This window comes from Planctomycetia bacterium (genome assembly GCA_034440135.1).
Lineage (GTDB): Bacteria > Planctomycetota > Planctomycetia > Pirellulales > JALHLM01 > JALHLM01.
Genome location: JAWXBP010000327.1, coordinates 1 through 6,147, shown reverse-complemented (window position 1 = coordinate 6,147; position 6,147 = coordinate 1). Strand labels below are relative to the sequence as shown.

General features: G+C 61.3%; 9 protein-coding genes. 3 read left to right on the top strand and 6 right to left on the bottom strand.

Annotated elements, in window-relative coordinates; translation table 11 throughout:
- From SGJ19_19765 to SGJ19_19750, 4 genes are all read right to left on the bottom strand, one after another.
- Positions 1-672 (bottom strand): universal stress protein (locus tag SGJ19_19765; GenBank protein ID MDZ4782490.1); only part of this gene is annotated, 672 nt, incomplete at its 3' end.
- 133 nt (positions 673-805) lie between these two features.
- On the bottom strand, positions 806-1,888 hold the full coding sequence (locus SGJ19_19760; GenBank protein MDZ4782489.1) for a TerC family protein: 1,083 nt from the start codon (positions 1,886-1,888) through the stop codon (positions 806-808).
- A 31-nt stretch (positions 1,889-1,919) separates the two neighbouring features.
- Positions 1,920-2,567, bottom strand: a complete 648-nt coding sequence (gene can / locus SGJ19_19755; protein MDZ4782488.1) for a carbonate dehydratase — start codon at positions 2,565-2,567, stop codon at positions 1,920-1,922.
- A gap of 22 nt (positions 2,568-2,589) precedes the next feature.
- Positions 2,590-3,501 (bottom strand): L-threonylcarbamoyladenylate synthase, encoded by a 912-nt coding sequence (locus SGJ19_19750; GenBank protein MDZ4782487.1) that lies wholly within the window; start codon positions 3,499-3,501, stop codon positions 2,590-2,592.
- Between SGJ19_19750 and SGJ19_19745 the strand changes: the two genes are divergently transcribed.
- Complete coding sequence (locus SGJ19_19745) at positions 3,484-4,038, top strand: hypothetical protein (protein MDZ4782486.1); 555 nt, start codon at positions 3,484-3,486, stop codon at positions 4,036-4,038. The two genes, SGJ19_19750 and SGJ19_19745, sit on opposite strands and share 18 nt — an antisense overlap.
- A gap of 18 nt (positions 4,039-4,056) precedes the next feature.
- On the opposite strand, the gene SGJ19_19740 is transcribed toward SGJ19_19745, so the two are convergent.
- Together SGJ19_19740 and SGJ19_19735 are read right to left on the bottom strand one after the other, a co-directional pair.
- Complete coding sequence (locus SGJ19_19740; GenBank protein ID MDZ4782485.1) at positions 4,057-4,404, bottom strand: HPF/RaiA family ribosome-associated protein; 348 nt, start codon at positions 4,402-4,404, stop codon at positions 4,057-4,059.
- Positions 4,405-4,432: 28 nt separating this feature from the next.
- Positions 4,433-4,603 (bottom strand): carbon storage regulator, encoded by a 171-nt coding sequence (locus SGJ19_19735; protein MDZ4782484.1) that lies wholly within the window; start codon positions 4,601-4,603, stop codon positions 4,433-4,435.
- A gap of 145 nt (positions 4,604-4,748) precedes the next feature.
- Between SGJ19_19735 and nhaR the strand changes: the two genes are divergently transcribed.
- Both nhaR and pilM read left to right on the top strand, forming a co-directional pair.
- Complete coding sequence (gene nhaR / locus SGJ19_19730) at positions 4,749-5,660, top strand: transcriptional activator NhaR (GenBank protein MDZ4782483.1); 912 nt, start codon at positions 4,749-4,751, stop codon at positions 5,658-5,660.
- Positions 5,657-6,010, top strand: a complete 354-nt coding sequence (pilM, locus tag SGJ19_19725) for a pilus assembly protein PilM (GenBank protein MDZ4782482.1) — start codon at positions 5,657-5,659, stop codon at positions 6,008-6,010. The genes nhaR and pilM overlap by 4 nt, the downstream gene beginning before the upstream one ends.
- Positions 6,011-6,147: the final 137 nt, after the last annotated feature.

The window sequence follows — 6,147 nt, the reverse complement described above, 5'->3', positions numbered from 1 at the left end:
GCGTCGTCGCGTGCCTTCCGCATGTACATGTTTTTTCATCTCTGCGGCATAAACGCCGCCTTTTTTCAGCAACAGTGATTCTCCGATAACCGTCCAGGCATGGACGATATGCAAGTCGGCACCCTCGCGAGCGGCAAGCGATGACGCGAGTTCCAGAATGACGCCGTTCAGCGTGTCGTGACTATCTCCCGTGACTTCGGGATCGATGGCTGCCAAGATGTGCTGGAATTGTTTTTTCCGTGCAGGCTTCAGGACAAGTACAGGGGCGGGACACTTGCGCATTAGCTTTGTAGAGGTACTGCCGAACAGCCGCTCCTTCAAACCACCTTTCCCCTCAGCGGTCAAGATCACCAGATCGCGATCTTGTTCGATCACGTCACGAATAATCTCCAGGGACGGTTCACCGATCAGCAAACGCGTTGCAGGCCGTACTCCGAACGTCCTTACGGACTTGGCAACCTCCTTCAGCCGTGCCTCATGTTCCTGCAACACGAGCTTGCGCACATCAACCGGTTTCTGACCAACTATCAGACGCTCCGACGCAGTGGGTATCTCCTTGATGGGATGTACGATCGTCAACCGAGCGCGGTTGTCTTTGGCCAGTAGCGCTGCGCGTTCCAGTGTTGGTAGATCACATTCGTAAATGAGCAAGATATTCTTAAACCGTTTCATTGGTTCCTCGTGAAATGTTGTTGCAATTTGCCGTCGAAGTCGACTCTTGTCCTGTTTTTATCACTGGTCCGAAAAGTACCTGCTCGGGTCGGGGAGGGGAGCACGTCTGTTATCGGCGACCATCGCATCGACGTCAAGGGTGTCGTCTGGCCACGCGGCTGTTATCTGACCGGCTAGCAACCAATGACGCAATGATGCCCACAGTGAGGATCAGGAGCACCGCGCCCAGCAGATAGAAATTAAAGTGTTTGCCGAGGGAGAGCTTGAGCCATTCCGCAAAGAACATCTTGAGGCCGACCACAAGAAGGATTAGCGCGAGCGATACCTTGAGGTAGCGGAACTTGTCTAACATCCCGGCCAGGGCAAAATACAACGAGCGAAGGCCCAGGATCGCGAACACGTTGCTCGTGAACACCAGAAACGGATCGGCGGTAATGGCGAAAATCGCCGGGATCGAGTCCACCGCGAAGATGAGGTCCGTCGACTCGACCACGATGAGTGCCAAAGCCAGCGGCGTAAGCATCAGGGTGCCGGGCCGGGCCTGGTCCACGGCCTCATCCGGAATGGCGGCAGTACCGGGGAACGCGCTCTCGTATGAGGCCGGCGCTCCAGCCCGAACGACGAAGTGCTCCCCGTGGAACCGGGCGGTAACGGGGAAGAAGCGTCGCGTCAGCCGGACGATGAGGTTCAGGTTCGGGGCACCGTGCTCGGTCTTCAGGACCAGCATCTTGACCGCCGTGAGGATCAAGAAACCGCCAAAGACGTACAGCACCCAGTGAAACTCTGCGATCAGTTTCGCGCCGACGGCGATCATCGCGCCGCGCATCATCAAAGCACCCAGGATGCCCCAAAACAACACGCGGTGTTGGTAGATCGCGGGCACCGCGAAGAACCCGAAGATCATCGCAATCACGAAGACGTTATCCACGCTCAGGGACTTCTCGACGACATAGCCGGTCAGGTATTTTTCGGTCGCGGTCCCGCCGTCGTTGACGAGCCCGTCCGCGGCGTCGATCTGGGTTCCGAGACCGAGCCACCGGCCTTCATACGCGAAGTAGACGAACACGGCGAAGGCCAATCCCAAGCTAACCCACACTGTGGACCAGCCGACAGCCTCCTTGATCGTGACGACATGCGCCTTGCGATGAAAAACGCCGAGGTCCAAGGCCAACATCACCAGCACAAAGCAGATGAACCCAATCCAGAGCCATAGCATGGTCACGTTTCTCCGTCGTCCTAGCGTACCGTTAAGCGTCAGGCCCTGCTCGCGCGACCTCGTAACACGCGCGCAGCTCTTCTTCGCCCGTGACGCACATGTTGAGATCCCGCAACAGCCCGTCGCCGAGCGCGTAAATCCAGCCATGCACCGCCAGAGCTTGGCCACGGACCCACGCCTCCCGCACGACCGTAGTCTGGCTGACGTTGACGACCTGCTCAATCACGTTCAACTCGCACAACCGATTATGCTGTTGCTCTTCGCTCGCCAAGGCATCCAGTTGGGATCGGTATTTTGCCCGCACATCATGGACGTGCCGCAGCCAATTGTCTATCAGCCCCAACTTGTCGTCGCGTAATGCAGCCAGGACACCGCCGCAGCCGTAATGACCGCATACGATGACATGTCCCACGCGGAGCACGTCCACGGCGAACTGGATGGTCGACAGGCAGTTCAGGTCGGTATGCACCACCACGTTCGCGACGTTGCGGTGGACGAACATTTGGCCGGGCAGCAGGCCGACGATCTGGTTCGCGGGCACTCGGCTGTCCGAGCATCCGATCCACAGGTACTTGGGGGCCTGCTGGTGTGACAGCCGGGCGAAGAAATCCGGGTCGCACCGGGTCATCTCGGCCGCCCCCGCCCGGTTGTTCGCGAACAGATCGCTCAAGACGCGCATATCAATCCCGATCGAATAAGCCTTATTCCTTCGAAGTCCTCGGGTGCGCGGCCTTGCGCAGCCTGTCGGCAACCGCAAGGCCTAGTCCTTGCTCGGGAGGGGCCGAAGCCAAAATGAACTCTACTCCCGCGTCGTCCGCTCGCCGAAGCGACGTGAACAGCACATGCGGCGCGACGTCCTTCGCGGAGAGGACGCGGACCTGGCGACCCTGTTTCCGAAGCTCCTCCGCCCGTTGCTCCAGTTCTTCCGGCGGCACCAGGACCACCGCCGCGCGAGGTGCGTAGTGCGTTTTCATCTGTCCGGGCGTGCGCACGTTGCTCGTCTGCGCCACCGGCACCTTACGCCCGAGCGTCGCCTCAATCTCTTCTTGCGTTACGCCGCCGGGCCGTAGAATCGCCGGAATCTCAGACGTGAGGCTTACGATCGTCGACTCGATTCCCACAGCGCACGCCCCGCCGTCAAGGACAAAGTCGACGTCGCTTCCAAGGTCCTGACGGACATGCTCAGCAGTCGTGGGGCTGACCCGTCCGAACCGGTTCGCCGAAGGGGCGGCGATTCCGCCACCGAATTCACGCAACAAGGCGAGCGCCATGGGATGACGCGGCACGCGCAGCCCTACCGAATCCTGCCCACCCGTGACGATCGCCGGTACGCGCGTGGATGCGGGAAGGACCAGCGTGAGCGGCCCCGGCCAGAATCGCTCCGCCAGCCGCCGAGCCGCGTTGGGCACATAGGCCGCCCATTCCGCCATCAGCGAGGCGTCGCCGAAATGGACGATAAGCGGATGCGTCGCCGGCCGTCCCTTAACGTGGAACACCCGCCGTACCGCTGCCTCACTCAAGGCATCCGCACCCAGCCCGTAGACGGTCTCGGTCGGAAACGCGACGATTCCTTCGGCTCGAAGAATGGCGACCGCGTGCGCTCGCTCAATCACGTCGGCCGCGGCGCCAATATCGGCGACGACGGTGCCGGGAACCCGAAGCTCCGCACGGTGCTTCGCACCGTGGCCGGTGAGGACATAGACTCCCTTGGCGCCGACCGCGTGTGCGAGTTCGACGTCACACGGATGGTCGCCGACGACAAAGGAGCTCGCGAGGTCGATCTCGTGATCTCGCTCCGCAAGCCTCGGAAAATAGGGTTTCGGCTTGATGCACTCGCAATCATCGGATCGTTCATGCGGGCAACAATAAACCGCTCGGATGCTGATTCCCGCCTCCGCAAGGCGTCGCACGACGTGGTCATTGACAGCGCGAGCCTCCTCCGGGTGGATGTGACCCTTAGCGATCCCACACTGGTTCGTGACGATGAACAGGGCGAAATCGCCAAGGCGGCGCAGGGCTGCTATCGCCTGCGGGTAGAAACTGACCTGGGCGGCGTCGCGCAGAAACCCGGCGTCTTCGATGAGGGTGCCGTCGCGGTCAAGGAAGACTGCTGGTTTCTTCATTCAGAGTCTCGAATGGCTCGACGGTAGGCCGATTCCGTATACCAATCAACTGGCCCGATCATCTCTACTGACGGCCCGATGGCCGCCGCGTTCGCGCCGCCGCTCCAGCTCCCGGCGTACCGCTTGCCCGGCACGATCCGCTGCACGATCCACGACCGACCCAATGTCCCCATCCGTGTCTTCGACGATTACCACGCCGGACCTGGGCAGGTGGACCACGATCCGACAGCGCTTGTCCATGCCCCCGCGCGGCCCGTTCAGGTCAGCTAGGCAAGCCTTTACGCAGCCGATGCGGTTGCCAAAACGTCCCAAGACAAACCGCAGCCTGCGGTCGATGTAACCTCGCCATTCCTCGCCGACGACGAGATCCTGGCTACGGATTTCCAGCCGCATGATATATCTCCGTCTGCATGTGCTCTCTTCACCCCGCGTTTTTCGCCAGTCGATCACAAATCTCCTGACGGACGATGCGAACGTGGCCAGGGGCCTCGATGCCCAGCTGCACCCGGTCCCCTCTTACCTTGAGCACGACGAGGCTCACGTCGTTGCCGATGAACACCTTTTCACCGGGCTTGCGGCTAAGGACCAACATTGGAATGCTCCTCCTTGAAAGGGACTCGAACGCTGCTCCGCTGTCTCCTCGTCCTAACCTTTGCGATTTTACGCTGGGTCCGGTTGTATGACAAATCGAAGTCTGTCACTTGAACCATAGATAAAATCGATGTATCGTGCGTCGGATGAGCTGGCTCAATTACCATCATTTGCTCTACTTCTGGACCGTGGCGCGGGAGGGCAGCATCGCGCGGGCCTGCATGTGTCTCCACCTAACACAGCCCACGATCAGCGGCCAGCTGCGCTCCCTTGAAAGGGCCTTGGGCGCAAAACTCTTCGACCGGGTCGGCCGGAACCTCGTGCTCACCCCGACGGGCCGCATGGTGTACCGCTATGCGGACGACATCTTCCGTCTGGGTCGAGAACTACAGGACACCGTTAAAGGCCGGCCTGCGGGCCAGCCGCTGCGATTGGTGATCGGTGTCGTGGACACGCTCCCGAAAATGCTCGTCTACCGGCTGATCGAGCCTGCGCTTCGGCTGCCAGAGCAGTTGCAAGTCGTTTGTCATGAAGGCACGCTTGAGGAATTGTTGGCGCAGCTTGCTGTGAATGCCCTAGACATGGTCCTTGCGGATGCCCCTTGCAGTCCCTTCATCAAGATTCGCGCCTTCAACCATTTGCTGGGCGAGTGCAGCGTGTCCTTCCTAGGGACGTCCCAACTGGTGGCTGCCCATCGCCACGGATTCCCGCGCTCTTTGGATGGAGCACCGGTCTTGTTGCCCACCGAGAACTCGGCATTACGTCGGTCGCTCGAGCAGTGGTTTGATGCCGAAGGAATTCGGCCGCTGGTGCGCGGCGAGTTCGCCGACAGCGGCGTACTCAAGGTCTTTGGTCGGACCGGACTGGGGCTCTTTGCCATCCCGACAGCGGTTGAAAAGGAAGTGAAGCGCCAGTACGGCGTGCGCCTACTTGGCCGCGTCGCGTCAATCCGAGAGCAGTTTTACGCCATTTCGGTCGAGCGGCGGTTGAAGCATCCTGCCGTGGCTGCGATCACGGATGCGGCACGCAAGAAACTGTTTGCGCGAGGAGGAGAATGAAACAGTCGAACATTGGGGATTGCTCCCAGCGAGGAGGTCGCCGCGGGCCGGAGTTCCTCTGGCTGCGGAACATGCAGGTGGGGGGCAACGCTCTCACCAAGGCCATCTCGCGGGAGTTGAAGATCACGCTCGGCCAGGCCGAGACGATGAAGCGGCAGCCCGCCGCCGCCGCCCGGCTGCATCGCGTGCATCAGGCCTGCGGCCCGGCCCTGGACGAGCTGGTGACGCAAGTGCAGCACTCGCTCCGCTGCTTTACCAACATCTACCCCGACAGGCCCTTGCGGCGGATGCACCTGCACGGCGACGGCGTCCGCCTGCACGGTTTGCTGCGGCGGTTGCGAGCCGGCTAGCAAACCACGACTGCGCCCTACCGTTCATCGGCGGGCGTGAGGCTCTTTTCCACGGTGTCCGCCCGCCCGGCGATGCGCTCGACGGTGCGGGCCAGCCGCGGGGCGGAAAGCCGCTCGGCCGGCAAGGTCTCGACCAG

Bases quoted from the DNA above. Each gene is read 5' to 3' on its own strand.
- SGJ19_19760 (MDZ4782489.1), bottom strand. From the start codon at position 1,888: ATGCTATGGCTCTGGATTGGGTTCATCTGCTTTGTGCTGGTGATGTTG.
- can (MDZ4782488.1), bottom strand. From the start codon at position 2,567: ATGCGCGTCTTGAGCGATCTGTTCGCGAACAACCGGGCGGGGGCGGCC.
- SGJ19_19740 (MDZ4782485.1), bottom strand. From the start codon at position 4,404: ATGCGGCTGGAAATCCGTAGCCAGGATCTCGTCGTCGGCGAGGAATGG.
- SGJ19_19735 (MDZ4782484.1), bottom strand. From the start codon at position 4,603: ATGTTGGTCCTTAGCCGCAAGCCCGGTGAAAAGGTGTTCATCGGCAAC.
- nhaR (MDZ4782483.1), top strand. From the start codon at position 4,749: ATGAGCTGGCTCAATTACCATCATTTGCTCTACTTCTGGACCGTGGCG.
- pilM (MDZ4782482.1), top strand. From the start codon at position 5,657: ATGAAACAGTCGAACATTGGGGATTGCTCCCAGCGAGGAGGTCGCCGC.